Source organism: Rhizobium sp. BK538, assembly GCF_014197575.1.
Taxonomy (GTDB): domain Bacteria; phylum Pseudomonadota; class Alphaproteobacteria; order Rhizobiales; family Rhizobiaceae; genus Rhizobium.
This window is the reverse complement of sequence record NZ_JACIFT010000003.1, coordinates 281,934-306,914: the sequence shown is the minus strand read 5'-3', so window position 1 is coordinate 306,914 and position 24,981 is coordinate 281,934. Positions and strand designations below refer to the sequence as shown.

General features: G+C 60.1%; 22 protein-coding genes and 1 tRNA gene. 9 read left to right on the top strand and 14 right to left on the bottom strand.

Going from position 1 to position 24,981, the window contains the following annotated elements:
- Nucleotides 1–282: 282 nt before the first annotated feature.
- The 4 genes from FHX09_RS05575 (at nt 283) to FHX09_RS05560 (ending at nt 3,936) form a co-directional block, all read left to right on the top strand.
- Nucleotides 283–1,848, top strand: coding sequence for an EAL domain-containing protein (locus tag FHX09_RS05575; protein WP_132594924.1), 1,566 nt, complete (start codon nt 283–285; stop codon nt 1,846–1,848).
- 203 nt (nt 1,849–2,051) lie between these two features.
- Nucleotides 2,052–2,675: an outer membrane protein gene (locus FHX09_RS05570; protein ID WP_184449399.1), complete on the top strand. Its 624-nt coding sequence runs from the start codon at nt 2,052–2,054 to the stop codon at nt 2,673–2,675.
- A 257-nt stretch (nt 2,676–2,932) separates the two neighbouring features.
- Nucleotides 2,933–3,322 (top strand): hypothetical protein, encoded by a 390-nt coding sequence (locus FHX09_RS05565; RefSeq protein ID WP_165933218.1) that lies wholly within the window; start codon nt 2,933–2,935, stop codon nt 3,320–3,322.
- Nucleotides 3,322–3,936, top strand: coding sequence for a transglutaminase-like cysteine peptidase (locus FHX09_RS05560; protein ID WP_246699389.1), 615 nt, complete (start codon nt 3,322–3,324; stop codon nt 3,934–3,936). Before FHX09_RS05565 ends, FHX09_RS05560 begins: the two co-directional genes overlap by 1 nt.
- Before the next feature lie 51 nt (nt 3,937–3,987).
- Here the strand turns inward: FHX09_RS05560 and FHX09_RS05555 are convergent, their stop codons facing one another.
- On the bottom strand, nt 3,988–4,248 hold the full coding sequence (locus FHX09_RS05555) for a hypothetical protein (RefSeq protein ID WP_007802691.1): 261 nt from the start codon (nt 4,246–4,248) through the stop codon (nt 3,988–3,990).
- A 687-nt stretch (nt 4,249–4,935) separates the two neighbouring features.
- A complete protein-coding gene (locus FHX09_RS05550) occupies nt 4,936–5,523 on the bottom strand; it encodes a hypothetical protein (RefSeq protein ID WP_183719444.1) in 588 nt (195 codons plus the stop codon).
- A 633-nt stretch (nt 5,524–6,156) separates the two neighbouring features.
- Here FHX09_RS05550 and FHX09_RS05545 point away from each other — a divergent pair.
- Nucleotides 6,157–6,540, top strand: coding sequence for an acyltransferase (locus FHX09_RS05545; RefSeq protein WP_224563311.1), 384 nt, complete (start codon nt 6,157–6,159; stop codon nt 6,538–6,540).
- Between the two features lie 4 nt (nt 6,541–6,544).
- Here the strand turns inward: FHX09_RS05545 and FHX09_RS05540 are convergent, their stop codons facing one another.
- The 5 genes from FHX09_RS05540 to FHX09_RS05520 all read right to left on the bottom strand — a co-directional run bounded on the left by FHX09_RS05540 (nt 6,545) and on the right by FHX09_RS05520 (nt 12,158).
- Complete coding sequence (locus tag FHX09_RS05540) at nt 6,545–7,282, bottom strand: hypothetical protein (RefSeq protein ID WP_007802684.1); 738 nt, start codon at nt 7,280–7,282, stop codon at nt 6,545–6,547.
- A gap of 1,084 nt (nt 7,283–8,366) precedes the next feature.
- Nucleotides 8,367–8,443, bottom strand: a tRNA-Met gene (locus tag FHX09_RS05535).
- Nucleotides 8,444–8,552: 109 nt separating this feature from the next.
- The gene (gene mnmA, locus FHX09_RS05530; protein ID WP_132594140.1) at nt 8,553–9,752 is read right to left on the bottom strand and encodes a tRNA 2-thiouridine(34) synthase MnmA; all 1,200 of its coding nucleotides are present in this window, start codon (nt 9,750–9,752) and stop codon (nt 8,553–8,555) included.
- Nucleotides 9,753–9,931: 179 nt separating this feature from the next.
- Nucleotides 9,932–11,341, bottom strand: coding sequence for a chromate efflux transporter (chrA, locus tag FHX09_RS05525; RefSeq protein WP_184449397.1), 1,410 nt, complete (start codon nt 11,339–11,341; stop codon nt 9,932–9,934).
- Between the two features lies 1 nt (nt 11,342).
- A complete protein-coding gene (locus tag FHX09_RS05520) occupies nt 11,343–12,158 on the bottom strand; it encodes a sulfurtransferase/chromate resistance protein (RefSeq protein WP_132594144.1) in 816 nt (271 codons plus the stop codon).
- 263 nt (nt 12,159–12,421) lie between these two features.
- Between FHX09_RS05520 and FHX09_RS05515 the strand changes: the two genes are divergently transcribed.
- Nucleotides 12,422–13,630, top strand: a complete 1,209-nt coding sequence (locus FHX09_RS05515; protein WP_183719446.1) for an MFS transporter — start codon at nt 12,422–12,424, stop codon at nt 13,628–13,630.
- Nucleotides 13,631–13,673: 43 nt separating this feature from the next.
- Here the strand turns inward: FHX09_RS05515 and FHX09_RS30415 are convergent, their stop codons facing one another.
- Both FHX09_RS30415 and FHX09_RS05505 read right to left on the bottom strand, forming a co-directional pair.
- Nucleotides 13,674–13,910, bottom strand: coding sequence for a DUF2798 domain-containing protein (locus FHX09_RS30415; protein ID WP_132594148.1), 237 nt, complete (start codon nt 13,908–13,910; stop codon nt 13,674–13,676).
- 187 nt (nt 13,911–14,097) lie between these two features.
- Entirely contained in the window at nt 14,098–14,868 is a 771-nt protein-coding gene (locus FHX09_RS05505) for a siderophore-interacting protein (RefSeq protein WP_184449395.1), read from the bottom strand.
- Between the two features lie 298 nt (nt 14,869–15,166).
- Here FHX09_RS05505 and FHX09_RS05500 point away from each other — a divergent pair, with 298 nt between their 5' ends.
- Complete coding sequence (locus FHX09_RS05500; protein WP_184449393.1) at nt 15,167–15,781, top strand: DUF1442 domain-containing protein; 615 nt, start codon at nt 15,167–15,169, stop codon at nt 15,779–15,781.
- A gap of 178 nt (nt 15,782–15,959) precedes the next feature.
- On the opposite strand, the gene FHX09_RS05495 is transcribed toward FHX09_RS05500, so the two are convergent.
- Entirely contained in the window at nt 15,960–18,050 is a 2,091-nt protein-coding gene (locus FHX09_RS05495) for a bifunctional diguanylate cyclase/phosphodiesterase (protein WP_183719452.1), read from the bottom strand.
- 176 nt (nt 18,051–18,226) lie between these two features.
- Nucleotides 18,227–18,649 (bottom strand): helix-turn-helix domain-containing protein, encoded by a 423-nt coding sequence (locus FHX09_RS05490; protein ID WP_132594154.1) that lies wholly within the window; start codon nt 18,647–18,649, stop codon nt 18,227–18,229.
- 71 nt (nt 18,650–18,720) lie between these two features.
- Between FHX09_RS05490 and FHX09_RS05485 the strand changes: the two genes are divergently transcribed.
- A complete protein-coding gene (locus FHX09_RS05485) occupies nt 18,721–20,946 on the top strand; it encodes a heavy metal translocating P-type ATPase (protein ID WP_184449392.1) in 2,226 nt (741 codons plus the stop codon).
- Nucleotides 20,947–21,368: 422 nt separating this feature from the next.
- A complete protein-coding gene (locus FHX09_RS05480) occupies nt 21,369–21,692 on the top strand; it encodes a hypothetical protein (protein ID WP_132594158.1) in 324 nt (107 codons plus the stop codon).
- 61 nt (nt 21,693–21,753) lie between these two features.
- On the opposite strand, the gene FHX09_RS05475 is transcribed toward FHX09_RS05480, so the two are convergent.
- The 3 genes from FHX09_RS05475 to FHX09_RS05465 form a co-directional block, all read right to left on the bottom strand.
- The gene (locus tag FHX09_RS05475; RefSeq protein ID WP_007802658.1) at nt 21,754–21,912 is read right to left on the bottom strand and encodes a hypothetical protein; all 159 of its coding nucleotides are present in this window, start codon (nt 21,910–21,912) and stop codon (nt 21,754–21,756) included.
- A gap of 151 nt (nt 21,913–22,063) precedes the next feature.
- The gene (serA, locus tag FHX09_RS05470) at nt 22,064–23,659 is read right to left on the bottom strand and encodes a phosphoglycerate dehydrogenase (RefSeq protein WP_007802656.1); all 1,596 of its coding nucleotides are present in this window, start codon (nt 23,657–23,659) and stop codon (nt 22,064–22,066) included.
- A gap of 84 nt (nt 23,660–23,743) precedes the next feature.
- The gene (locus tag FHX09_RS05465) at nt 23,744–24,922 is read right to left on the bottom strand and encodes a phosphoserine transaminase (protein ID WP_007802654.1); all 1,179 of its coding nucleotides are present in this window, start codon (nt 24,920–24,922) and stop codon (nt 23,744–23,746) included.
- Nucleotides 24,923–24,981 lie beyond the last annotated feature (59 nt).

Genomic DNA, 24,981 nt, shown 5'->3' with positions numbered 1-24,981 from the left:
CAAGCATGCCATATGATTGGAGCGGCGCGCGGATGCGACGCGCGCGCCTGCTGCGCATGACCAGCGCATTGACCCTTCTCTTGATTGTCATCGGCGCATCTTTGCTGATCAGACTTTGAAGACAACAGGCGGGCGGCCACGCCGCTCGCCTGGTCTGCCGGGCACCTTTCGAGCGGCGCATGCTCCAGGTTAGCCGCAGATCCCAAGAATTCGCCCTTTGGTTTCAACAAACGCTTCAGACTTCAATGATACACCGGCGCCCGGGTGGAGATGGAGCGAGGCATGCCGGTATTCTTCCAGAGCAGGGCCGGAAGGCAATGCCTGTTGGTCATGGCGTTGGGGGTAACGCTGTGGCTCGTCGGTGCGATCCTCGAATTGGATAACTGGCTGGTCGCCTTCGTCGGCGCCTACGAGAACTATGGAGCAGACAAGCTCGTCCTCGGGGTTGGCATCGGCGGCGCCATGAGCTTCGTCTATTCGATGCTGCGCATCGTCGACCTGCGCAAAGAGATGGAATTGCGAGCCAGCGCCCAGGCCAAGGCCGACTGGACGGCAACCCACGATCACCTGACCAAGCTTCCAAACCGCTATGCATTCGAGCGCAAGGTCCTTCCGCGAAGGACGAAGACCGACGTCGAGGGCGACGAATGGGAGCAGAACGTTACGATCTTCTGTATCGACCTCGACGGCTTCAAGAAGGTCAATGACCTTGTCGGCCACAATGGCGGCGACGCGCTGCTGATCGAAGTGGCAAAGCGCATCTGCGCGATCGGCAATGCCGACTGCGTCTATCGTTTTGGCGGCGACGAGTTCGTCGTCGTTGCGCTCGGCCTCTCGCCGCGGCACGAAGAGCGCTTCGCGCGCTTGCTCATCCAGGCGGTAACACGCCCTATCCATATCAATGGGTTTGCCGTCGAAGTCGGCGCCAGCGTCGGTTACGATCGCTGGGAACAGGGTCGCGAACCGCTGGAGGACGCCGCCCACCGTGCCGACCTCGCCATGTACGAGGCCAAGTCACGCGGCCCCAACCAGCACATGGCGTTTGAAGCCTCGATGCAGGACAAGGTGGCAAAACGCGCCACGCTGGAATCGAAGCTCCGTATCGCGATCCAGAAAAAGGCGATCCGGCCATTCTATCAACCCTTAGTCGACCTGAAGAGCGGCACGGTCTGCGGCTTCGAGGCGCTGGCGCGCTGGACGGATGAGGAGGGTGTTGCCATTCCGCCGCCCGTCTTCATCGGCATTGCCGAAGAAACCGGAATGATCACCGAGCTCTTCGAAGATCTGCTCGCGCAGGCCTGCCAGGATGCCTTGGCTTGGGACGACCACGTCATGCTGTCCTTCAACGTCTCTCCAGTGCAGATGGAAGACAAGCTGCTGGCCTCGCGCATCTTCAAGGTGCTGTCGGCAAACGGCCTGCCACCGCGCCGCCTGGAGATCGAGATCACCGAAAATGCCCTGATTCAGGATCCGGCAGTTGCCGCCATCATTCTGGATGAGCTCCACGACGCTGGCGTCCAGATCGCCCTCGACGATTTCGGCACGGGCTACTCCAGCCTCGCCCAACTCGCCCGGTATCGTTTCGACAAGATCAAGATCGACAAGAGCTTCATCGCGACTTGCCGCGATGATGAGCGCCAGGAAAAAATCATCCGTGCCATGCTTGGGCTCGGCCGCAGCCTCAATATACAGACGACTGCCGAAGGCATCGAAGAGCATCGCCAACTCGGCCACCTGCTTCAGCTCGGCTGCGACGTCGGCCAAGGCTATCTCTTCGGCAAAGCGATGCCTGCCGAAGAGACGCGCTCCTTCATTTTCAATCGCGACGAGGTGCTGGCTGGTGGCTGACCGCCACGAAATCCGCACCTCCGCACATCAGAAATTCGTGATGGAACCCTTTCAGACGGGCCAACGTTAGCTCGTTGGTCCTGTGGGCGGACATTTCCACTGAAAAGTGTGTCTGCATGCCGCATGGGCCGCGATCATCGATCGGGCCTGGCTCGATTGGTGCGCAGACTGAGTGGACCCTTGTCATAGGAGAGGGATTTATCATGTATTTTCGTATAGTTGCGGCTTCTGCGGCCTTTATTGGTCTTGCGGGGGCTGCGTCGGCCGCTGACCTTGTGAATGAGCCGCCAACGGTTCCGGTTGCACAAGCTGCACCCGTCTTCACCTGGAACGGCTTCTATGTCGGCCTGCAAGGTGGGGGCGCCTGGGGCAACGGTAACTTCTCCGGCATCGGCGACGCCAATCTCAACAGCGGCCTCATCAGCGGCTTCACCGGATACAACTGGCAACTCGACAACAATATCGTGCTCGGTGTCGAAGGCGACGTTTCCTACAATTGGAACGAGGAAACAGTTGGCGGCAATGAATATAAATTCGACACGACCGGCTCCGTCCGCGCTCGCGTCGGTTACGCTCTCGATCACGCTCTGTTCTATGGAGCCGCCGGCTGGACCGGTGCGAGAGGCCATGTAAGCACGCCCGTCGGCGACGACGACACCACGTTCTCGGGCTGGACCGTTGGAGCCGGCCTGGACTACGCCTTCACCGATAACATCTTCGGGCGGGTCGAATATCGCTACAACGATTACGGCAGCAAGGACCTGCTCGGTGTAGACACCGACTTCAATCAGAACATCGTCACCGTCGGCGTTGGTTTCAAATTCTGAGACCGCTCAACCGTTGCGTTTCTCTGACATGATGGTCGTCGCGTAAGGTAGCCTCTTGGTGGTTTCCGCCGCGGCCACCACCCTGGTTGCCACTTTGGTTGCCGCCACCCTGGTTGCCGCCCCCTTGGTTGCCGCCACCCTCGCTACCGCCGCCCGGTTCTCACCGCCCTGGTTACGACCACCATGCTGACTGTCGCCCTTGGAGGCGTGCTGGTTTTTTGGACCATCGCCCTGGGGACCGCCCCCTTAGAGCCGTGATGATCTCTCGGGCCGTCACCATTCGGACCGTGGTGACCTTTAGGACCGTCACCGCGCAGGCGATGATCCTTGAGACCGTGGTGGTCTTTCGGACCATGGTGATGGTGTGCTCCGCCATGACGATCACCGCTGCTGCTGCCATTACCGCCGTCGTCACCATTCCCATTGCCATTGCCGCTGCTGCGGCCGCTATCGTCATCGCCGGCGTCACCGGACCTTCGCCCGTGTTGCCGCTGCCGCCATTTCCGTTGCCGCCGCTTCCGTTACTGCCGCTTCCGTTGCTGCCGCCACTGTCGGCGTCGCCGCTACCGGCGTTGGAGCCGCCGCCATTCCCTCCCCCAGAGGAATTGCTTGCGGTCCGCCTGCCTCCCAGCAGTCGGTCACCGTGATGATCAGGATCGGCAAAAGGGTTAAGATTGATGGACGCTACCGGCCCACACAATCGTTCCTCAATCGTGCCTGGCCGCACCACCTGACAATTGAGCCGCTGGCTCTGCGCGCATCACGCGCGATCGGAGCGCCGATTGGCTTTCCCTCGGCATGCGCGCGCTACGCTTGGCTTTGCCGTGGAAGCGGCGGTCGCGAGATGACTGACGAAGAGGCTATGCCTTTGCTTCAAAAGGTCAATCGGCAGGTCAATGCCGGTGTCGCGCCGGCAGCGGACGCACAGACATCAGGAAAACCGGAATACTGGTCGCTGCCCATTAACAACAAAGGCGACTGCGAAGACTACGCTCTGCTGAAACTGAAAACGCTCCTCTGCGCCGGCTTTGCGTCGAACAAGCTGGTGCTTTCGGTCGTCATCGACCGCGGCGGCAACAACCATGTCGTCCTGCTGGCGCGACTGAGGTCCGGCGACGATGTCCTCGACAATCTCGCAGGCAAAGTAAAACCTTGGGAAAGCACAGGATATACTTTTTTGGCGAGCCAGGACTTCAGCAACAGGAGCGCCTGGCAAGTAACGCTGGCCGGCCCGAGAGCGGGCCAATTTTCCGGAACGTGAGGGGCGGGATTTATCCAGCCAGCCGCGTGCCGTCACGCGACCAGACAAGGGTTAGTGGACCGACGGGTCCTCTTCTTCCAGAAATGTTCTGATTCCCTCGCGTGCGACCGTCGCCAGAAACTCGTCAAACGCCTCGCGATCGGTGGCAAAAGGCTCCTCCCATTCGATGAGGTCCTCGTGCTGGGTCACGACTTCCATTTTCCAGTCGCCATTCGTGCCTGCCGGGCGGAAGATGTCGACGAGCACCGTCACGCCATCATCGGTAAACTCACCAGCAAGGTCGGAATGCTCCAGCTTCGGCTTCTTCGCCATTCTCAAATCCGATCCGTGATTTCGACGAGCAGTTTAAGCGGCAATGATGACACGCCTTGTAGGCCACCATCGTGCATAGCGTAAGCAGCAGAGAAAGACCCAAAGTCGAAGTTTACGAGAAGTTCCACAGAAGAAAATGCGTCATTCGACTGGTAGGGAAGCCCGTTTCAACCCATCTCCGGGATCACGCTAAGCCGTGTCGATGCTACGTGACGCCGCCCCTTTTTTCGATCGTCTTCAATGGTTGACGCGACGCCGACCGCCAGCGTCCGTTGTCGCCATAGCACCATCGCTGTAGTCAAAAGCGACTTTCGTTGTGCGATCGTTGGCGCATTTTTGGGGTCCTCCAAGGGACTCCCGCGGAGTACCTACGTCTTATTTACAGCTTTAAGCGCCCGCTCCTGGAAATGAATGATCGTGATTGCGCATTTGCCCGCGAAGAGAATGCTATGGGTGGCAGTGCACGGACCGGAACGGAACGGAATTTTCTGGTGGATACTATCGATTGCGGCTTCAGTGGCGACTGCTGCGGCGTTTTGGTGAACTATAGAAGGGCCCAGTTTACGATTATCATCATAGTTTGGAGCAAACCGTAGCGCGCTAGTGCCAAGGCGACAGGTTGAAATTCAGTCCGCACCGGAGAAATGAAGGACCCGAGCCGCGCCTGCTGGCGATCGCAAGCGGCTGTCAGCGGGCGACCCGCCGACCCATTTGCTGAAAGACTTTTGCTCGTCGCGACTCGCTCGCAAGCAACACCATCGCGATCCCAGTCATTTCCAGAATCCAATTCCACTTGAAGCCTAGGAAATGGCTACTGATGAAGCGGTCAAAATGATGAAAGGATGCCGCTCGAATTAGCACATACCCCAATACAAACGTTGAACCGACGAGCGCTAGCCAAGTCTGGATCGGGGATTTTCTGGCCCAGAAGAGAAAAGCCGGTACGGTGGCCGCGCACATGACGGCTACACCGATAATAAAATCGACTTGCATTGCCCGGCGTTGCTCATACCACCCGCCAGAGAAAGCGACCATGCGGCCCAGTTCCGTCATCGCAGACTGGAGATCGAGCTGCTTGTTTATGCCGAGAAAGAAAAACACCACGGAGATGGCACGCCAGATATAGCCGTCGGATCGTTCGTTCCAACATTGCCGAGCGACGACCCCGGTCGTCTTCCAGCAGCTCGCACAGGCCAGCAGGTACAGGATGACGGTAATCCATCCCCCGATCGTAGGGTCACCAATGCCCGGTTCCCAATTGAAATCGTGCGCCACTCTCGACCCTCAAGATGCTGGCCCTCAAGATGCAAGCCAAGCACCTCTTCAAGTGCAATCCTTGCGGTTCGCGCGCTCTTCGCCAAGTTCGTCTTTGGACGTAGTTCAACCATCGTCGGAACTGAGCTGGCCTGAGCGTGAACGGCGCAACACGGAGCATCGGGACAGGTCGTTCCACGAAGACGCCAATCGACCGCGTGGGAACCGTTGTTTTAGCGCCCTTTGATCCGGTCGCTGCCGATTCCGACTCGGCGCGGCCTTGACTTTGCAAACGTTCGTCGTCCACCCTCAGCAGAGGCTAATTCAAGGGAGAGGGCTGGTGGCAGAACTTTCGGTCTGTATTGGACGGAATTCCCGCGAAGATATTGCCGACGAAGTTAAGGGCACTACACCAAAGGCGGCCCTTGGTTCAAGAACTGGCAGGATGTCGAGTATGCCCAAAAGTGGCTCGACAAGGCGCTCGCGATCGAGCTGCAGTTGGCCCCGGTATAAGCAGTGAACTTTGGCGCGCTCGTCAAATTTTACTCGGTTTTCTCCGGTGGGCGCCTCACGATCGGAGCGAAACCCAAAATGCTGTATTGGCCACGTTTCAGATGGCGAAAAGGAACGATAGCAATTGGCGATCGCGTCTCGATGCGCTACGGCGTCGTGATCGACGCCCAGAGCGGACGCGTCGAGATCGGCAACAATGTTTCACTCAACGACTTTGCGGTACTGCTCGGCCACGGGGGTATCCGCATCGGGAATGGCGTACGGATCGCTGCTCAAACCGCCATTGTTTCTTTCGAGCATGGTTTCGACGATCCGGTTGCCCCCATAAAGGACCAACCGCTACGGAAAGCACCGGTCGTGATTGAGGACGACGTCTGGATCGGAGCCGGCGCTAAGATATTGGCCGGCGCCCATATCGGTCGCGGTTGCGTGATCGGAGCCAATAGCGTCGTCAAGGGAACCACGGTTCCTGGCGGCATCTATGTCGGCGCGCCGGCTCGGCTCGTCAGACTGCGTGGACGTTGAAGTGCTAGATCCCTCGAGGAGGCCAAAGTGCCAGTTTCGTAGACTGAGCGACGTGCGGGTCGGCGGTAAAGACCGGGAGCCTCTGCTCACGGAATATCTGAAGCGCTTGCAGGTCGGTTTCTCGATGCATGCGGGAAAGATTTAGCGAATTGTATTGGTGGCCCTTCGAGAGCGGATCGATGCCGGTGAGAATCACATTCGCCGCGCCACTTGCGAGTGCCAGAGCCGCGCCAACGATGCCGTTTGACCACTTGGCCTCACCCTCCAATTCAAGATTCAGTCTTCCCGTCATCCGATGCATCAGGGCGATGCGCTCATGGCGGCTGATCAGCATCAATTCGTTGTAACGGTAGTCGAATGTATCAAGTCCTCTCACGAGCCGATCGAGCTCGTGCCGCCAATTGAGAACGCAAAGTAGTCCTGTTTTCTTATGTTGGAGCACTTTGCGAACCTCGACCGCGGCCGCATTGAGCCCTTCAATCTGATTGAACTGCATCAATGTCGCGTCAGGCGGCTGGGTTAACCAACCTTGGGCCGCCACCTGGGAGGCATTTATCGTCAATACGCGAAATGAATCGTTCCAGCCCTGAGGCCTCGTGGAAAAGGGTGCGGAGCCAGCGACCACGACGGCTTTTCCAAGAAAGAGGCGCTCCAACTTTGGAACTCGCGGAGCAGCCAACCGATACCTTAGCCAGCGATTAAAATAGCGCTTAGCGCGTATCAGCTCTTCGAAGTACGACATGCTCTGCTGTCCCTCCTCGGCGCTTTTCCCGGTCTAATAAAATTCGACGATGATCACGATCGCGAAATACAATGCCCTCGCAAGAAGAAGCAGTAGATCCCGCCTCAGCGCGCAGCCTCCCTCTTGCACCCGATGCGATGCTAGTGGCGCGTTGGATATTGCGCAAGAAGCAGCTCTTACAAATGCGGCGGCAGCAGAGTTTCCGTGCTGGCGAATACCGCCGTTTCTTCATCTACCCGGGCGAGAGCGCGACCTTTCCGTCGACGGGCTCGGCCCGCCAAGATCGCGAGGCTTTTTTAATGACGGTCTTGCGAATGAGGCGTAGGCTATCGTGTTGGACCAGATGCACGGCACGGTTCGATCAAGGGTCTAGCGCTCTTGTCGTTATGGGGGAACGCCACCATGCAATTCCCTACATTCACACTGGACAATGGAGAGGTTGAAGTCCTCGCGTCCGTCATCCAAGCCTGGTGCCAAACAAACCAAATAGACCCGGAAAGCGAGTGCGCTCGGGCGGTAATTGCCACGGCACTTGACCTGATCGAAGCCGGTTTCCGGACGCGTGAGGGCCTGTCGATCGCGCTTGCCAATGCGTTAGCGCCCGATGCCTTGAGCATCAGTGGCGAGTAAGACGGCGTGAGCGTATATTGATCGGGCTGCCCGTCGCAGGTAAAGCGTGCACGTTCTTCGAGCAACTTGGCGTGTGACCCTCAGGAATGGACCAGACCCTGTGAACCAGCCTCAGGGGCCCGCTAATAGGTCCGACTTCTTTTCTTGATGTCTCAAAGGGAAGCCTCGCAGCCTGCGGTAGCCGAACTGCGAGTTCCCTTTGGTTCGAACCGACGCGATCCCCCTCAACATCCGGCCCGAGCCACCGGGAGTACCCTGGCAACGGAAATACAAGGTCGGCATTGGACCTTGGTCGCGCCGAGTTTACGACTATTGCCCACCGCTATTCGGCCGCAACAAGCGGCAACACGTCAAGTCCGTTGATCATGATCTCGAAGAATTCCGCAATGAAGCGACCGGCTACAAAGGCTTAGCTTTCCGGCTCGGTCAAACACAGAACTATCTGTAATAAAGATGGTAGCGGAGGAGGGATTTGAACCCCCGACACAAGGATTATGATTCCTCTGCTCTGACCTACTGAGCTACTCCGCCACTGGTCAACGGTACCGTTCGCAATGCGGTGGCCCGTGGGATGAGCGGCTTATAAGGTGCGCTTCGGCTTTGTGTCAAGCACATGATCGAGAAAATGCCACAGGCATTTTCAGGCGGCGACGGGGCTGGCCAGCAGCGCCTTCAGCGAGGCTTCCGCTGCCGGTTCCCGCTCGGAGCGCTCGATGAAACCACCGCCGTAGACGCGGGCGTTGTCGCCGGGCGCTGAATAAAGCGCACAGGCCTGGCCTGGTGCAACGCCGGCTTCGCCGATCGCTAGATCGACATAGATGCCGCTTGCATCGGCGTGCAGGACGGCCGGTGTCGGGGCACGCGTCGAGCGGACCTTGGCAAAGCATGCGAAGCCTTCGTCCGAGGCAGCCTCAGCAAGCGGCTCGTCGCCGAGCCAGTTGACATCGCGCAGATAGACGCGGTGTGTCTCCAGCGCTTCCTTGGGCCCGACGATGACCCGGCGGGACCGGGCATCGAGGTAGACGACATAGAGCGGCTCGCCCGTAGCGATGCCGATACCGCGGCGCTGACCGATGGTGTAGTGCAGGATGCCTTCATGCTGCCCCAGCACGCGGCCGTCGAGATGGACGATCTCGCCTGCAAGCGCCGAATTCGGCTTCAGCTTGTTGATGATGTCGGAATATTTGCCCTGCGGCACGAAACAGATGTCCTGGCTGTCAGCCTTCTTGGCGACCACAAGGCCCATCTCTTCAGCAAGCTTGCGGGTTTCGGCCTTTGGCAGGCCGCCAAGCGGGAAGCGCAGATAGTCGATCTGCTCCTGCGTCGTCGCGAACAGGAAGTAGCTCTGGTCGCGGTCGGCGTCAGCAGGACGATAAAGGGCGCGGCGGCCGGGATTACCAGGCACCGGATTGGGCCGCGAGCGGATGTAGTGGCCGGTCGCCAGCGCGTCGGCGCCGAGTTCCTTCGCGGTCGCGAGCAGGTCGGCAAACTTGACGGTCTGATTGCACGAGACGCAGGGGATCGGCGTCTCGCCCGCGACATAGCTTTCCATGAACGGATTGATCACCGTGTCACGAAACCGCTTCTCGTAATCCAGCACGTAGTGCGGGATGCCGAGCGTCTCGCAAACGCGACGGGCATCGTCGATATCCTGGCCGGCACAGCAGGAACCGGCGCGGTGAACGGCCGCGCCGTGATCATAAAGCTGCAGCGTAATGCCGAGCACGTCGTAGCCTTGGCGTTTGAGAATGCCTGCGACCACGGAGCTATCAACGCCGCCGGACATGGCGACGACAACACGGGTATCTTCCGGCTTCTTGTCAAAATCCAGTGTGTTCACGGGTGGCTGCCAATTCTAAGCTTGCTGCGATCCGCCCATCAGAGCCGGCGGATTTCATGTCCGCGGGATCGGCCGCCGGACTTTCGTTGGCGAGGATATAGAAAGGATTGGGTTCCGGCGCAAGAGGCGGGGAATTTGCTGAGATCTCGGAGATAGATTTCAACCCTTACGCAATTGTTTCAGAGTATCCCGAACAGCCTCCAAGCCATCCCAGCCACAGCACATCCGAGCAGTGTGGGAATAACCGACAGTCTAAGCCGAAAGATCGCAATGGCTGCGGCGACGCTGAGAACGAGCGAAGGCAGGGCCAGCGACGACCAGGCGGGCAGTTCGATCCATATGGGGCCGAACCGATGGATGCGCGCCTCGGTGAACAGGAAGTGCAGACCGAACCAGATGGCAAGGTTCAGTATGACGCCGACCACGGCAGCGGTGATGGCCGACATCGCGCTCGCGAGCGCCGCATTGCCCCTGAGCTTTTCGATGAATGGCGCGCCGAGAAAGATCCACAGGAAGCACGGTACGAACGTCACCCACGTCGCGAGGATCGCAGCCAGCGTGGCGGCCGTGATCGGATCGAGACTGCCCGGATCGCGATAGGCGCCCATGAACCCGACGAACTGGAGCACCATGATCAGCGGTCCTGGCGTCGTCTCGGCCATGCCCAGCCCGTCGAGCATCTCCGTCGGCCGCAGCCAGCCATAGTGCTGAACCGCCTCCTGCGCGACATAGGCAAGCACGGCGTATGCGCCACCGAAGGTCACCACGGCCATCTTGCTGAAAAAGACGCCAATCTGCGTGAACACATCATCTCCGCCGCGGAAGGCATAAAGCAGCAGAAGCGGCCCGAGCCAAAGCGTGAGCAAGACAGCCGAGATATTCAGCGACCACACCAGGTTCGGCCGCGCATGGACCGGCGTTTCCTCGCCAAGAGCGGAGTCGGCGTCAGCCAGGACACGGCCGGAGGCTGCCTTGTGGCCATTGCCTGCCTGGAAAAGGCTCGAGCCGGATTTGGAACCCACGAAACCTATCATCGCCGCAGCCAGAATGATCAGCGGGAATGGGACATGAAGAACAAAGATCCCTATGAATGCGGCGGCGGCGATGGCGACCATGGCAGGATTCTTGAGCGCCCTGCCCCCGATCCGAATGACGGCTTGCACGACGACCGCAAGCACCGCGGCCTTGAGACCGAAGAACATGCCTTCGATGGCGTCGACGCTTCCAAACAGCACGTAGACGTAGCTGAGGGCCAGGATGGACAGGAAGCCGGGCAAAACGAACAGGATGCCGGCCACAAGCCCTCCTGCCGTCCTGTGCATAAGCCAGCCGATGTAGATCGCGAGTTGTTGCGCCTCTGGCCCAGGCAACAGCATGCAGTAATTCAGGGCGTGCAGAAAGCGCTGTTCGCCGATCCACTTCTTTTCGTCGACGACGATCCTGTGCATGACGGCGATCTGCCCGGCCGGGCCGCCGAAGCTCAGCGCCGCCACGCGCAACCAGACGCGAAGCGCCTCGCCGAACGAGATGCCGTGGCTCGTGTTGTCCGCCGTGCCCTCCGCGTGCGGCTCGGTGACAGGGTTGGCCATCTCAGCTTCCCTTCTTCACGGAGGGCCAATTGTGGGTCTCTTCGGTCGCGTCCCGGCACCATCGATAGAAGGCATCGTACAAGGTCATGCCTGCCTCCAATTGCTCGAGGTCGTCGGCAAACATCCGCGAAAGCCCGAGTGAGGCTGCCAGCAATCCTGCCGCTTCGGGCGCGAGATCAAGCCTTGCGGTATCTGCAGCCCTGACGATTGTAGCAAGCCTAAGCAGCGGCCCGGATTGAAGGGCGAACTCCTCCACCATGATATCGAACGAGCATCGATCGCCACGGTGGCTCCAGAAGACGTCCTCGATATCGAAGGGTGTTGCCCCAAACCGATCGGCGACCATCAGCACTTCCGCGGTGGGAACGAACAGGAAGACGGCCAAGGGATCCACGAAGCGGCGGATCAACCAGGGGCACGCGATACGGTCGATCTTCGGGCGGGCACGCGTGACCCAAACCGTCCGCCCCTTCGCGTTGCGAGACGGCAGCTTATCCTCGGGCACCGCGAGACCGCCTGCCTTGATCCATGCCTCGAACCCGCCTTCGAGTGTTTCGGCTTGCACTCCCATGACGCGAAGATGCGCGGCAACGCCGTGGCTGAGCTTGGCGCCATGGTGGCAGACGATGACGGCCGGGCTTTGAATTTCAGCGCCCCATTGGACCACATCCTTGAATGGCCTGCGGACTGATCCGGGGATGAGACGGGGATCGGCGGAAAAGTCCTCGTCATTGCGCACATCGATCAAGACAGGCGCACCCGGCGTGCCGATGAGGCGGTTCAGTTTATCGCTCGAGATTTCGGTGAATGACGGCATGGCGCGTCCCTCCGTTTTAGCGGTTTCGTTGGACGCGACTCTTCGGCTGGCGCCTCGTGGGGTGATCGCGACCCCATGAGCCATATGATCCACGGTGGATGGGCTATGTCAACACTTTCCATCCGCTTGCGCTGCCGGGCAATTGAGATGTAACGACTGAACTGGGGCGATGCCGCAGCAGCCAAGCTGAAGGGTCTTCAGGTCGCCGTCAGATTTCAAAAGCAAAAAACCCATGGCGGGTTAGTTTGTGAAAGGTAGTTCGCATGGTCGACGTTGCCGGTTCAAGACCCGCGGTCCTGCGGGCGATCCCGAAAGGCGTCTGGGCTCTTGGCTTCGTCTCCCTGTTCATGGACATCTCCTCGGAGATGATCCACGCGCTGCTGCCGGTCTACATGGTTGCCGTCCTCGGCACCTCGGCATTTGCAGTCGGGCTGATCGAGGGTATTGCCGAGGCGACCGCCGCCATCACCAAGGTGTTTTCCGGAGCACTGAGCGATTGGCTTGGCAAGCGAAAGCTGCTTGTCGCCCTGGGCTACGGCATGGCTGCGTTGACAAAGCCCGTGTTTCCCCTGGCGCCGTCGCTGGGCTGGCTGGTGGCGGCCCGCTTCATAGATCGCATCGGGAAAGGCGTCAGGGGGGCGCCGCGCGACGCCCTGATCGCCGATATCAGCCCGAAGGAAATCCGCGGCGCAAGTTTTGGTCTGCGCCAGTCGCTCGACACGGTCGGCGCATTCCTTGGGCCAGCGCTGGCTCTTGTTTTGATGTGGTGGACCGCCGAGCACTATTCGACAGTCTTCTGGATCGCGGTCATCCCAGCGTTCTGCTCCGTCGCGATCATCCTCTTTGTCGTTAAGGAACCGCCACATGCTGACCAACGGCGCGCCCGGGTGCCGCTTAGAGGCTCGGAACTCGTCCGGTTGCCTGCGATCTACTGGCTGGTCGTTGCCGTCTCCGCAGTCTTCACGCTCGCACGTTTCAGCGAAGCCTTCCTCATCCTCGACGCCCAACAGATGGGACTTCCCGTCATGTTCGTGCCGATCGTCCTGATCGTCATGAATATTGCCTATGGGTTCTCGGCTTACCCCGCAGGCGTCATGGCGGATCGTGTCGACCGAATAACACTGTTGATTGTCGGGCTCGTGCTTCTCGTTCTCGCCGACCTCAGCCTTGCGCTTCTTCCCGGGTTGGCGGGCCTCGGGATCGGGGTATTGCTGTGGGGTCTCCACATGGGATTTACGCAAGGGTTGTTAGCCACCCTCGTTGCGGATGCCGCACCCGCCGAGCTGCGCGGAACCGCCTTCGGCATCTTCAACCTGATTGCCGGTGTCGCGCTTCTCGCCGCGAGCGTACTTGCCGGTGCGCTTTGGGATTGGGGCGGACACCAGATGACCTTCCTCGCCGGCGCGGCCTTCGCGCTGCTCGCCGGCCTTTCGCTGCTGCCGCTGAGGAAGCGACTAAGAAGTGCTTCGTAAAGCCAGAAGCAGGTGATCCGGCGTATTGAATGAATGACGAACCTCACAACGAAAATCCGCGTGCCCGGTAGCGAACACGCGGCCAGGCGGTGAAGAAAGCTTTCAGCCATTCGTGCAACCATTCGGCTGTCAGTTGAAGTTTCAGGAAGCTAAACAATCCCGTCATGCAAAAGGCATCATGCAGGCGATCAGCAGTTGGGCGATCAGCAGGGTCTTTGTATCGGTCATTATTGTTCTCCACGCTGACGTGGACTGCGCCAGAAGCTTTCTTCGAAGACACAGCACCGCCTCTTGATAAGGTCAGGTGCCGTGGGTTCGCTTCTGGCGACTAATTCCCGCTGGTGCGAGGGCCCGAATAACCAGCCGGTCGATCATTTTTCGGCCCGCTCTGGTTATTGCGGCTTACAGAGTCTGTCAATCGACAGGGCAAAGGAACAGCGAGCCGTCGCCTGCCTCAAAGCCCGCTTCTAGTCGAACTTCTCAGTCGTATCTGCCTTCCCCTTCACCCAATAGCCGGACGCCTTGATCCAGTGCAGCGGATGGCTTCGTTCGGTCACAAGATACTCGCGGACGGCACGCGTGACCGAAGCCTCTGCCGCGACCCAAACGAACGTCCCGCGCTCGATGTCTATACTGCGCAAGATGTTCAGGAGCGGCCGGGCGTCCGTCGCGTCCGAAAGGGGACGGTCCGCCCAATGCATATACAGGTCCGCCTTTGTTTCGAAGATCTGTCTCTGTGCCGGACCGGTCACCGCCGCGATCGCGGTGATCACTGTATCGGTGTCGCTTTCCTCGATCCGACGTCCCATGGCTGGTAGGGCAGTTTCATCGCCGACCAGCAGCCACCTTGTCACACTTGCGGAGACCACCGCTGAGCCGCGCGGCCCACCGATTGAGAGCGTATCGCCCGCAGACGCATCGATCGCCCATTGGGTCACTGGACCCGCCTCATGCAAGGCAAAGTCGATGGTCAATGTGCGGGCATTGCTGTCGTACCGCCGTGGCGTGTAGTCGCGGCGCGCTTCGCCCTCGGCCGCGGGAACGAAAATCTTCACGTGGTCATCGGGCGCCAGGCTGACGAAGTCCGCAAGATCTTCACCCGTGAGGACGATGCGGCGCATGCCCGGCGTGAGGTCGGTGACTTCGGCGACCGTCAGAGAGCGGCGACGCAGTTCGTGACGAACCCGTTCGACCAGGGGAGCTGGCAGGCTGTGAGTTGGGTTTTGATTGTTATCCATTGTGTCCTTCAGAGGCTCTTCACCTCGATCCGCAGGACACAGTCGCGCAGATCGAAGCCGCAGAGCCGTTCGATCATACGCGTTGAGTGACGTTAACGCTTACGTGGCCAGGATATCCGGGCCATTGACGAACCCGATGTAGTCGACATCTCAAAGCTCTGCAACAACAGCCGCCAGCAAATGTCGATTGTTGCGAAAGTTTAACTTTCGCGGGAGTTCCAGCCGGTCAAAACTCGCCAACCGACAGGCCGCTCTGGAGCGGTTTACCTCAGGACGCCGCCCGAACGAGGAACGAACCATGGATAGCAAGATCCAGGACGTGCTTGACACCTATCATGCCATGATCCGCGAGGAGCAAAACTGCCCACGCGAGCTTCCGCCCGGCGGTCGCGACGGAGGGCAGGACATGCGCTTGCGCGCGGTCGGCCGCGAAACCGGGCAGTTCATCAACATTCTCGCCAAGAGCCTCAAGCAGCCGGTCATGCTCGAGCTCGGCACATCCTTCGGCTATTCCGGCATCTGGCTGGCGGAAGCTGCCCGGGCCGCAGGCGGCAAACTGATCACCATGGAGTTGCACGAGTACAAGTCGACACATGCCAAGGAGATGGCGACAAGGGCCGGGCTTGCCGATTGGATCGATTTCAGGATCGGCGACGCAGTCCAGCTGATCGGCGAACTCATGGATGGCATCGACTTTGTCCTGGTGGATCTCTGGAAAGACTTGTACCTGCCTTGCCTTGAGGCTTTTTATCCCAAGCTCAATCCGGGCGCGATCGTCGTTGCCGACAACATGCTGCGCCCGGGCGACGAGAACGTCAGGCAATACGGCAAAGCTATCCGGGCTAAGCCGGGCATTACCAGTGTGCTTTTGCCCGTCGGCAGCGGCATCGAGGTCAGTCGCTTCCGCCGATGAAACCGAGATTAACTGAGCGTTGAGAGCAACACTGATGTCGTGCAGCATCGTCGCACCGTTGCTGCCGGCAGGAAGTCTCACGCAGGCCCACGTTGCATCACCGCCCGGCCATTCTTTCTGCTGCGCCATCAGGAATGCTATCGCAGCATGACTGCCGACACCTTCGATGCGATCGATTTCAGCCACGAGCTCCGATTGGCAAGGGCGAGGCGCCGCCTTCGATCAGAGCCTGCGCCTCGGCCTCTAGCATCGGCCTGCCGAGCAGGAAGCCTTGCACCTCGCTGAAGCCTTCGGCGCGCAATTTCTGCAGTTGCTCCTCGGTTTCGATCCCTTCCGCAAGCGTCGTCGCATTGAAGCCGGAGCCGATACCGACGACCGCACGTACGATCGCCAGATTGCCCGGATCCGTTTCAATGCCAGAGACGAAGCTGCGGTCGAGCTTGATCTTATCAAAGGCAAAGGCCCGCAAGTAGCTGAAGGACGAATAGCCGGTGCCGAAATCGTCAATGGCGATGCGGATGCCAAGTTCCTTCAATGCCCGCAGCAGCGGCAGGCTTTGCTCGACGTCGGCAAGGAAGACGGATTCGGTAATCTCGATCTCGAGGCGTTCCGGACGAAGGCCGGTCTCGTCGAGTGCGCAGACGACCGTCGCAAGCAGGCTGTTGTGCCGGAACTGGCACACGGAGAGATTGACCGCGATCTTCAAATGGCTAGGCCAGGCGGCCGCCGCGCGGCAGGCTTCGCGCAGCACCCATTCACCGATCTGAACGATGAGGCCGGTCTCCTCGGCGAGAGGAATGAATTCCATCGGCGGGACCAGTCCTCGAACGGGATGGCGCCAGCGGATCAAGGCCTCGAAGCCCGCAAGGCCATCGTCATCAAGTTGCACGATCGGCTGGTAGTGAAGTTCGAACTGACCTTTAAGCAGCGCCTCGTGAAGTTCGGCCGTGAGCATGTGCCGGCGCTCTGCTTCCAGGCGCATTTCCGGCAGATAGAAGCGGTAAGTCGAGCGGCCGCTTTCCTTGGCTGCGTAGAGCGCAAGGTCCGCGTTCCGCATCAGGACATCGTCGTCCTCGGCATGCTCAGGCGCAAGCGCAATGCCGATGCTACAGGTGACGTGCTCGTTGACGCCGTCGAGATCAAACGGGGCCGATAACGACCTGAGCAGGCGTTCGGCAAAGCGTTCGATGCTCTCGCGTTGCTCCGAAGACAGAAGAAGCGCGAATTCATCGCCGCCGAGACGAGCGACGAGGTCGCCGTCCGCCACCAGTTGCATCAGACGCGCGGCGACCTGGCAGAGCAGTGCATCGCCCGCCGCATGGCCCTTGCTGTCATTGATGTGCTTGAAATGGTCGACATCGAGGTAAAGCAGCGCGAGCGGATTTTCCGCGGTGGCAATCCGTGCTTCCCGTTGGATATGATCGGCGAAGAATGCGCGGTTCGGCAGGCCGGTCAGTGCATCATGCATTGCCATATAAGCGAGGCGGGCCTCGACCGATCGCTCCTCGGTCACGTCGTGGGAAATGCCGAGTACATAGCGCGGCGCTCCGCCATCCAGCGCAGGGAGTGCACGCTTGATCGTCCGCAGAATCCGCGGTGTCCCATCGGCACGCTGCATCGTCTCCTCGAAGCTGATGGTTGTTCCGGCCCCAAGAGCCCTGGAGTCCTGCTCGCGAAAGATGTCCGTTTGCCTGTCGTCGAATATGATGCGATCGCTCTTGCCGACAATGTCCTTCGGATCATAGCCGACGATGCCACCGCACGCCTCGTTGAAAAGGACATAGCGTCCGTCTTCTTCCATATCCTTCACGAAGACGCCGACGGGCAGGTTGTCGACGATGCTGTCGAGCATCGAGCGCGTATCGCTCACCTGCCTCTGGGCTGCGTTGACCTCGGTCCGGTCCTGAACAATCGCCAGGATCGCATCCCGCCCGTCAAAACGAACCGCCCGTCCATAGGTGAGCACTTCAAGGGTTTCGCCGTTGGCCTTCAGATGCGTCCAACGCTCGGCGCGTTCCATGTCGGTTCGACGCTGCACGGCATCGAGCATTCGCTTGCGCTCCTGCTCCGGCCTAATGTCGAGGACCGTCATGCGCGCATAGTCCTGGCGCGAATAGCCGTAGAGATCGACGGCAGCGTTGTTGACGATCAGGAAGCGAAGGCTGCCGGGATCGTAGACCCACATCGGCGACGGATGGGTTGCAAACAGCGACTGAAAATCATCATTCGGCGCATCGATCGGAACAAATGCTTTCTGGAGACCGGTCATGAGGAAATCACATAAAATAATGGCAGCGGATCGACAGGTTATAGACAAAAAAGCTAAATAAAATCAGAATCATAGTTCGCACAAACTTTAGGCGCAACGCCTTTGTATTGTGCAACGGAGTATATCTTCCAGCCTATTGTCGTCTCGTTGGAGCTTACCGATCTGGTATCCGACCGTCAGTCGTGCGGGTGACTACATTGACCGTGATCCGCCAGAACCTCGATGACGCGGCACTGATCGACGCGACCGTGACCGCAGCCTTCCACCATTAGCTCCAGCTCCGCCTTCAGCGCCATCAGGCTGCGGATTCTCTGCTCGACTTCGATCAGACGGGCCTTGGCGATCGCGTCGGCGGAAGCGCAGGACTGATGTGGATCGTCCTGCAGGGTCAGCAGTGTGCGGATTGCTTCCACTTCGAACCCAAGCTCTCGGGCATGACGGATGAAGGCGAGCCTGCGTAGATCTGCCAGCTCGTACGAGCGCTGATTGCCCTCGCTGCGGTTCGGCTCTGGCAAGAGGCCGATGCTCTCGTAATAGCGGATCGTCGGTACCTTGACGCCGCTTTTCCGGGAGGCTTCGCCGATCGTAATCTTTTTCATGATTTTCCTCTTGCACCTCTAGTCGCTAGAGGATGTAGGAAGGATGCTTCTTTGTGACAAGGAAGCGGATCATGGGTGAAACGGTCGAGAAACGTTACAGGGTTGACGGCATGGATTGCGCCGGCTGCGCAGCCAAGATCGATACGGCCGTGCGGCGTATGCCAGGCGTCGAAGACGTTTCGGTCTCCGTGACGGCAGGAGCGATGACCGTACGCCACAATGGCAACAGCGACCTTGTCGCCATCGAGCGGAAAGTGACGAGCCTTGGCTATTCCGTCTCGCAACTCGTCGGAAGGTCGCCGGCGGAAACCCCACCGACGAGCCATGCCCACCACCATCATGTCCACACTGATCATGATCATGCCGACCACGAACCCGCAGGGAAAAAGGCGACGGACGCACTTGAAGGTCTGCACGGTCACGACGCCCCGATGGCCGGACCTTGGTGGCAAAGCAAGGAAGGCCGCCTGACAATCCTTTCCGGCGCAGCGCTCGTTGTGGCCTACGCTATTGGTCACCTTGTGCCGGCAATTGCACCCTATGCATTCAACGTGGCAATGCTCGTCGGGCTTGTTCCGATCGCTCGGCGCGCGGTCGTCGCCGCCTTCGCGGGCACCCCTTTCTCGATTGAGATGCTGATGACGATCGCGGCGGTCGGCGCAGTGGTCATCGATGCCGGCGAGGAAGCCGCCGCAGTGGTCTTCCTGTTCCTGGTCGGCGAACTGCTGGAAGGCGTCGCCGCCGGCAAGGCGCGCGCGAGCATCCAATCTCTGACGACGCTGGTACCGAAGCGTGCCTTCCTTGAAGAGGGCGGTACGACCCGGGAAGTGCCAGCCGAAAGCCTCGCTGTCGGTTCGACTATTCTGGTTCGTCCGGGCGACCGCGTCGCAGCGGATGGCACCGTCCTTTCCGGCGAGAGCGCAATCGACGAAGCGCCAGTCACCGGCGAAAGCACGCCGGTGCGCAAAGGCGAAGGCGACATGGTTTTTGCCGGCACCGTCAACGGTGACGCGGCACTTCGGGTCAAGGTGACGGCGGCGGCCGCCGACAACACGATAGCCCGCGTCGTCCGGCTGGTGGAGGAGGCGCAGGAATCCAAGGCGCCGACGGAGCGCTTCATCGATCGTTTCTCTCGCTACTATACACCCGGTGTGGTCGTCGCCGCTGCTCTTGTCGCAATCCTGCCACCGCTTCTTGCCGGTGGCGCTTGGGACGAGTGGATCTACAAGGGCCTCGCCATATTGCTGATCGGTTGCCCCTGCGCCCTGGTGATTTCGACCCCGGCCGCAATTGCCGCCTCGCTTTCTTCGGGCGCGCGCCGTGGACTGCTGCTGAAAGGCGGCGCGGTCCTTGAGACCCTTGGCAAAGTCACCGCCGTTGCCCTCGACAAGACAGGCACGCTGACGGAAGGCAAGCCGCAGGTGACCGATGTGATCGCTTTTGGAAAAGACGAAGCGGAAGTCCTGAAGTATGCGGCTGCGCTTGAGACAGGATCTAGCCATCCGCTGGCGCTCGCGATCCTGGCAAGGGCAACAGCGGCGGGGGTCACCCTCCCCGCAGCGACCGACGCCAAGGCTCTAGGAGGAAAAGGTATCACCGGGGCGGTCGCGGGCCAGCCGGTGTTCTTCGGATCTCCCAAGGCTGCCGGCGAACGAATTCCTCTTTCGTCCGATCAGACCACCCGCATCAGCGCGCTCAATGACGATGGAAAGACTGTGTCCGTGCTCATCGTCGGCGACACGCTGGCGGGAGCCATCGCCATGCGCGACGAACCGCGCGATGACGCCAAGTCCGGCCTTGAGGAATTGACTGAGGCAGGCGTCAAGATCGTGATGCTCACCGGCGACAATCACCGCACGGCGGAGGCCATTGGCAGGCAGCTCGGCATCGAGGTACGCGCCGAGCTGATGCCCGAGGACAAGCAGCGCATCGTGAACGAGTTGAAGCGTGACGGCTTGATCGTTGCCAAGGTCGGTGACGGCATCAACGACGCCCCCGCCCTTGCGACCGCGGATGTCGGCATCGCTATGGGCAGCGGCACCGATGTGGCGCTCGAAACCGCTGACGCTGCGATCCTGCATGGCCGCGTCAGCGACATTGCGGCAATGATTGCGCTCTCCAAGCGCACCATGCGAAACATCGTCGAAAACATCACCATCGCACTCGGCCTGAAGGCCGTGTTCCTGGTGACAACGATTGCAGGCATTACCGGCCTCTGGCCCGCCATTCTGGCCGATACCGGCGCCACGGTGCTGGTCACCATCAATGCGCTGAGACTGCTGAAACCGGTCGAGTGAGGGTCGCCGTTACCGGCGATCCGTCCTCTGCGAAATCCGATCACGCAGGCACCGCTCGTTCGCTTACCGCTTCAGCCATGCCTGCATTGCTCGCGAAGAGAGCCGCAAAGAGGATTGCCGTCATACTCTTCGCACCCGGCCTCCAACATCGAAAAGATTCTCCGCAGCAAGGCTGTCGAGCCTGGCCTCCCGCCCACCGTCAAGGTCCAGATACACGCGAAGCGGCGGTGCGAAGCGAGACACGAGCAAGTTAAATTGGAGGTTCGTTACTGTAAAATCGCTAAGATGGCGCCTGCAAGCCCTTGTGAGCTTCCGCCGATACGAGCGCATCACGCCGGCAGCCTTCATAGAGCATTCACGGAGATTTGCGCGTATTGGAACATTTTACGCGCCAGGGAGTTAACGTTTAGAGGAGGAGTAACATGACAAATGATTTCAACAAACCAAACCCGATGAACACGTCGGCGTCGAAGAGCAAGACCATATGGATTGTGCTGGCAGCGATCGTCGTCATCGTGGCCCTCGCAGCCACCTACTGGCCGAGATCACAGAGTACATCGACCACGACTGCACCTGCTGCGCCAGCGCCGACGGCTTCCGAGCCGGCTTCGCCACCGCCTGCATCGACTGCACCGGCAACACCAGCAACGCCACCAGCAGCGAACCCACCCGCTGAAGCTCCGGCAACCCCTGCAGCTCCCGCCGCTCCGGCCCCGGCTACTCCGGCTCCGGCAACGCCGCAGTGATCGCGAGCCCGCTTGGTCTGGCGGGCTACGCTACGCGCAGGCAGAGGGCCGGCAGTGCGATTTAGTTCGCGCCGGCCTTGAGAATGCGATGCGTGCTGGCATCCAGCGCATTGCCCGCCTCCCTGCCATCCTTGGCAAGTCCGTTCGCGGTGTTTGCGCATGAAGAGAGCCCAATAAGCGATGTGAGCGCAATGGCAATAGCGACGGCTGACTTTGTCATGGAAGCTCCTGAAATTGATATTGGAACAAACCGCTAAAAGATAACGATAGTCGCCCGCGTGACAGTGATCAACTTGGTCGACCGAGAGACAAAAGAAAAAGCCCGGCGCCGGTTCCCGCGCCGGGCTTTCTCATTGCCTTGGGAGCAACACTTAATCGACCGCAAAGACCAGCGGCTTTGCCTGGCGGATCGCCGGATTCGCCGTAAGCTTGGCAAGCACCTCGTCGCCGATCGGGCCATCGACATAAAGCAGTGCGATAGCATCACCGCCCTGCTTGTCACGGCCGAGCTGGAAGTTCGCGATGTTGACGCCAGCAGAACCAAGCGTCGTACCGATGAAACCGATCATGCCGGGGACGTCGGTGTTGGTTATGTAGACCATGTGCGAACCGACGTCGGCATCGAGGTTGATGCCCTTGATCTGGATGAAGCGCGGCTTGCCGTCCGAGAACACCGTGCCGGCGATCGAGCGGGTCATCGAGTCGGTTTTGACAGTCAGTTTGATGTAACCGTCGAAGACGCCCGTCTTGTCGCGCTTGACCTCGGAGAGAACGATACCCTTTTCCTTGATCATAACGGGGGCCGAAACCATGTTGACGTCGGCAACCTGCGTGCGGATCAAGCCGGCAAGCAGCGCGCTCGTCAGGGCGCGCGTGTTCATCGTGGCGGTCGCACCATCGAAGAGAATTTCGATTTCCTTGATCGGCTCTTCCGTGACCTGGCCGACGAAGGCGCCGAGAACGTCGGCGAGCCGGATGAACGGCTTCAGGATCGGCGCTTCCTCAGCCGTGATCGACGGCATGTTGATGGCGTTGGAAACGGCACCCTTCACCAGGTAGTCCGACATCTGCTCGGCAACCTGCAGCGCAACGTTTTCCTGGGCTTCCGTGGTCGAGGCGCCGAGATGCGGCGTGCAGACGACGTTTGGCAGGCCGAAGAGCGGGCTTTCCTTGGCGGGCTCGACTTCGAAGACGTCGAAGCCTGCACCGGCGACATGACCGGACTTGATGGCTTCGGCGAGTGCCGCTTCGTCAACCAGGCCGCCACGGGCGCAGTTGATGATACGAACGCCGGGCTTGGTCTTGGCGAGGTTTTCCTTGCCGAGAATGCCGCGAGTCTTGTCGGTCATCGGCACGTGCAGGGTGATGAAATCGGCCTTGGCCAGCAGCTCGTCGAGTTCGACCTTGGTGACGCCCATTTCCTGCGCGCGTTCGGCCGACAGGAAAGGATCATAGGCGAGAACATGCATGCCGAGGCCAATGGCCTTCTTGCACACGATGCCGCCGATATTGCCGGCGCCGATGACGCCAAGCGTCTTGCCGGTGATTTCGACACCCATGAACTTCGACTTTTCCCACTTGCCGGCCTGCGTCGAGGCATCGGCCTGCGGCAGCTGGCGGGCGACCGCGAACATCAGCGCGATGGCGTGCTCGGCGGTGGTGATCGAATTGCCGAACGGCGTGTTCATGACGATGATGCCGCGGCGCGATGCGGCCGGAATGTCGACGTTATCGACGCCGATGCCGGCGCGGCCGATGACCTTGAGGTTGGTCGCGGAGGCGATCAGCTTTTCCGTCGCCTTGGTAGCGGAGCGGATGGCGAGACCGTCGTAATTGCCGATTATTTCGGCGAGCTTGTCCTTGTCCTTGCCGAGCTGCGGCTGGAAATCGACTTCGACGCCGCGATCACGGAAGATCTGGACGGCGGTTTCCGACAGTTCGTCGGATACGAGAACGCGAGGTGCCATTGGGGGCTTCCTTCAAAAAGTTCAACGATGGATGAAATCAGGATGCGAGGCTCCGCCCATTCGGCGGAGCCGGATGCGATCAACTCAGGCAGCGACCTGGGAAAGCGTAGCCTTCTGGGTCTCGAACGCCCAGGTCAACCACGGCATCAGCTTCTGCATGTCAGCAGTTTCGATGGTCGCACCTGCCCAGATGCGAAGGCCGGACGGCGCATCGCGATAGTGGCCGATGTCATAGGCGACACCTTCCTTGTCGAGCAGGCTGACGATGCCCTTGGCGAAGTTCGCCTGGCCGTCGGCGTCGAGTGCCAGAACGTCCTTGTCGGTGATCTTCAGGCAGACGGAGGTGTTCGAAGCCGTCTCAGCCTTCACCGCAAGGTTGGCGATCCAGTCGTTGGCAGCGACGAAGTCGGCGATGACCTTGGCATTGGCATCAGCGCGGGCCATCAGGCCCTTGAGACCGCCGACCTGCTTCGACCACAGCAGCGCATCGATATAGTCTTCGACGCAAAGCATCGACGGCGTGTTGATGGTTTCGCCGGTGAAGATGCCCTCGATCAGCTTGCCGCCCGAGGTCATGCGGAAGATCTTCGGCAGCGGCCAAGCCGGTGCATAGGTCGTCAGGCGCTCGACGGCGCGCGGCGACAGGATGATGACGCCATGGGCGCCCTCGCCGCCGAGAACCTTCTGCCAGGAGAAGGTGACGACATCGAGCTTGGCGAAATCGAGGTTCTGCGCGAAGGCGGCCGAGGTCGCATCGCAGATCGTCAGACCCTTGCGGTCGGCGGGAATGAAATCGCCGTTCGGAACGCGAACGCCCGAGGTGGTGCCGTTCCATGTGAAGACGACGTCCCGGTCGAAATCTATGGTCGAAAGATCAGGCAACTCGCCGTAACCGGCTTCGATCTTGCGAACGTCCTTCAGCTTCAGCTGCTTGACGACGTCGGTGACCCAACCGGCGCCAAAGCTTTCCCAGGCGACCATATCGACGCCACGCTCGCCGAGCAGCGACCAGAGCGCCATTTCAACGGCGCCGGTATCGGAGGCAGGAACGATGCCGATGCGGTAATCCGCGGGCACTTCAAGCACTTCACGTGTGAGATCGATGGCCTGCTTGAGCTTCGTCTTTCCGATCTTCGCGCGGTGCGAACGGCCAAGCGGCGCGTCGGAAAGGGCTTCGAGCGACCAACCGGGGCGCTTCGAGCAAGGGCCAGAAGAAAAATGGGTGTTTTGCGGACGTACGTCCGGCTTTGCGGTCTTCGCCATGTGCTATCCTTCCAGATAGATAGCTCCTCGTTGGGGAGGAGTGTCCCGCCGCCGTCGTT